The 3362-nt window shown below is 70.1% G+C and carries 3 protein-coding genes; all 3 read right to left on the bottom strand.

Annotated features, from left to right (window positions below):
- Window positions 1–1302: pyruvate dehydrogenase complex dihydrolipoamide acetyltransferase (locus CH341_RS14415; protein ID WP_245431056.1), on the bottom strand; the 1302-nt coding region annotated here is incomplete at its 3' end.
- 102 nt (window positions 1303–1404) lie between these two features.
- Entirely contained in the window at window positions 1405–1884 is a 480-nt protein-coding gene (locus CH341_RS14410) for a DUF5076 domain-containing protein (protein WP_111419710.1), read from the bottom strand.
- A gap of 4 nt (window positions 1885–1888) precedes the next feature.
- The gene (locus CH341_RS14405; protein WP_111419709.1) at window positions 1889–3295 is read right to left on the bottom strand and encodes a pyruvate dehydrogenase complex E1 component subunit beta; all 1407 of its coding nucleotides are present in this window, start codon (window positions 3293–3295) and stop codon (window positions 1889–1891) included.
- Window positions 3296–3362: the final 67 nt, after the last annotated feature.

Below are 3362 nucleotides of genomic sequence, written 5' to 3'. Positions count from 1 at the left end.
CGCGCCGTCGACGGCGCGGTGGTCGGTGGAAAGCGTGAGCTTCATCTGGGTGGCGATCTCGATCTTGCCGTTGGTCACCACCGGCACCTGCGTGCCGGCGCCGACCGCCAGGATGGTCGCGTGCGGCGGATTGATCACGGCCGCGAACTCGTCGATCCCGTACATGCCGAGGTTCGATACGGCGGTGGCGCCGCCCTGATACTCCTCCGGCTTCAGCCGGCGGGCGCGGGCCCGGGTGGCGAAATCCTTCATCTCGGCCGAGATCGCCGACAGCGATTTCGCGTCGGCGTTGCGCACCACCGGCGTGATCAGTCCGCCCGGGATCGCCACGGCGACGGCCACGTCGGACGACTTGTGCTTGAGCAGCCCGGCCTCGGTCCAGGTGACGTTGGCGTCCGGAATCGTCTTGAGGCCCATCGCCAGCGCCTTGATGACGAAGTCGTTGACCGAGATCTTCCAGGCCGGCTTGCCGTCCTTGTCCTTCGGAGCGGACGCGTTGACGGCCTCGCGCGCCGCCAGGAGCCCGTCGATCGTGCAGGTCACGGTCAGGTAGAAATGCGGGATCGTCTGCTTTGCGACCACGAGGCGTTGCGCGATGATGCGGCGCATCTGGTCGTGCGGGACGAACTCGTAGGAGCCCTCGGGATAGAGCGCCTTGATGGCCTCGTCGGACGGCGCCAGAGCCGGCGCCGGGGCGCTCGACGCCGCGGCAGCGCCGGCTGCGGCTGGGCGCAGGCCCTTGCCCTGCTGGGCTGCCTCGACGTCGCGAGCGACGACGCGGCCGTGCGGGCCCGAGCCTTCGATGCGGCCGATGTCGATGCCGGCGTCCTTGGCGAGCCGGCGCGCCAGCGGCGAGGCGAACTGACGTTCGCCGGCGCCGTTGCGGTGCGGCGCCTTCTCGGCCGGAGCGGCAGCGGGTTGCGGCTTCGGGGCCGCATCCGGGGCAGGCGACGGAGCCGGAGCCCCCTGCCCGGCGGTACTCGTCTCGGCCGGCTTCGGAGCCGCTTTCGGCGCGGGAGCGCCGGCCTTCGCCGAGGCGGCGACCGCCGTCGTGACCTCGCCCTCGACGGCCAGCACGGCGATCGGGGAGTTCACCGCAACATCGGCCGTGCCGGCCGGCACCAGGATCTTGGCGATCGTACCCTCGTCGACCGCCTCGTACTCCATCGTCGCCTTGTCGGTCTCGATCTCGGCGATGATGTCACCGGACCTCACCTTGTCGCCCTCCTTCTTGAGCCACTTGGCGAGGTTGCCCTTCTCCATCGTGGGCGAGAGCGCGGGCATGAGGATGTTGATGGGCATCGGAGGTCTTCCAGTTGGGCGCAGCGGTCGGCGTCGTCGCACGCAGTCGCTTTTTGATGCGGACGCGGCCGGGAGCGCCGGCCGGCGGATCTCGTGTCGCCGCTACCGCTTGCCGCGGGCTTTCGGCGCGGGCTTGCGCGGCGCCGCGGCGCGGCTGCCCGCGACGGCTCGCTTGGCCCGCATGTCCGCCGCGGCCTTCGGCTTGCCGGCCTTGGCAGCCTTGGATTTCACCGCCGGCGTCTTGCCGGGCGCGCCCGCCTTGCGCGGCGCCGCCTTTCCGGCACGCGCGGGCTTTTTCCGCACCGGCTTGGCTCCGAGGTCGGCCGCATAGGCCTCCTCGATCTCGGCCAGCGCCTCGGCCTCGGTGAAGTCGGTCTCCAGCGAGTAGATCTGCGCGAGACGCCGCGTGATGTCGGCCAGCACCTGGCCCCACGGTGCCGGATCCTTGAAGGCGTGCCGCGCCGTGACGAACAGCTCGTCGTCGATCAGGCCGGCGCGCAGGATCTCCAGCCCGCCATTGGCGAGCGCCTCGTCCATGATCGGGAGCGCGTGATAGATGGAGTCGTCGGGTGCGCGAGCCATGGCGTCACCGATAGGCGACGGCGCGGGCCGCCGCGACCACCTCGTCGACCGACGGCAGCGCGAGCTTCTCGAGATTGGCGGCGTAGGGCATCGGAACGTCCTTGCCGGATACCCGGGCCACCGGCGCATCGAGCCAGTCGAAGGCGTTCTCCATGATCCGGGCCGCGATCTCCGAGCCGATGCCGGACTGGGGCCAGCACTCCTCGACCACGACGCAGCGACCCGTCTTCTTCACCGACGCCACGATCGTCTCGGTGTCCATCGGGCGCAGCGTCCGCAGGTCGATCACCTCGGCCTCGATCCCCTGCTCCGCGAGCTGCTCGGCCGCCTTGAGGGCGTAGGTCATGCCCATCGACCAGGCGACGAGCGTCACATCCTTGCCGGGACGGGCGATGCGGGCCTTGCCGATCGGCACCAGATAGTCGTCGACCTTCGGCACCTGGAACGACTGGCCGTAGAGGATCTCGTTTTCCAGGAAGACCACCGGATTCGGGTTGCGGATCGCCGACTTCAGCAGCCCCTTGGCGTCGGCCGCCGTATAGGGCGCGACCACGGTGAGGCCCGGAATGTGGGAGTACCAGGCCGAGTAGTCCTGGCTGTGCTGGGCGCCGACGCGCGCGGCCGGACCGTTCGGCCCGCGGAACACGATCTGGCATCCCATCTGACCGCCCGACATGTAGAGGGTCTTGGCAGCGGAATTGATGATCTGGTCGATCGCCTGCATGGCGAAGTTGAAGGTCATGAACTCGACGATCGGCTTCAGGCCGGAGAGCGCCGCGCCGACGCCGAGACCGGCGAAGCCGTGCTCGGTGATCGGCGTGTCGACGACGCGTGGGGCGCCGAACTCCTGCAGCAGGCCCTGGGTCACCTTGTAGGCGCCTTGGTACTCCGCGACCTCCTCGCCCATGACGAAGATGTCCGGGTCGCGCCGCATTTCCTCCGCCATGGCGTCGCGCAACGCCTCGCGGACCGTCATGGTGACGAGCTCGGCGTCCGCGTGGGTCTCTTCGGCGAGCTCCGGCACCGGTTGGGCCGCGGGCTGCGGGGGATTGGCGACCGCCGACGGGGCCGCGGTCGGGGTCTCGGCCCTCTCGGGCGCGGCGGCGGGGGGCGCCGACTGGGCGGCCTTGTTCTGCTGGGCCGGGGTGGCGGCCGCGGAGGCGTCCTCGCCGTCCGCGACGATCACGGCGATCGGGGTGTTGACGGCGACGTCGGCCGTTCCGGCCGGCACCAGGATCTTGCCGAGCGTGCCCTCGTCGACGGCCTCGACTTCCATCGTCGCCTTGTCGGTCTCGATCTCGGCGATGACGTCGCCGGCCTTCACCTTCTCGCCCTCCTGCTTGACCCATTTGGAGAGGTTGCCCTTCTCCATGGTGGGCGAGAGAGCCGGCATCAGGACCTGGGTTGGCATGGGGGTTCGACCCTCGTTGTCCGCTGGCGCGCTGCGATCAGCGCAGAATGTCGGTGTAGAGCTCGGA

Origin of the sequence: Rhodoplanes roseus, assembly GCF_003258865.1 — a bacterium.
GTDB classification, from domain to species: domain Bacteria; phylum Pseudomonadota; class Alphaproteobacteria; order Rhizobiales; family Xanthobacteraceae; genus Rhodoplanes; species Rhodoplanes roseus.
Note: the sequence above shows the minus strand (reverse complement) of the source record. Positions and strands in the feature narration are given on the sequence as shown.

Coding starts and splice junctions, on each gene's coding strand:
- CH341_RS14410 (WP_111419710.1), bottom strand. CDS start 1,884: ATGGCTCGCGCACCCGACGACTCCATCTATCACGCGCTCCCGATCATG.
- CH341_RS14405 (WP_111419709.1), bottom strand. CDS start 3,295: ATGCCAACCCAGGTCCTGATGCCGGCTCTCTCGCCCACCATGGAGAAG.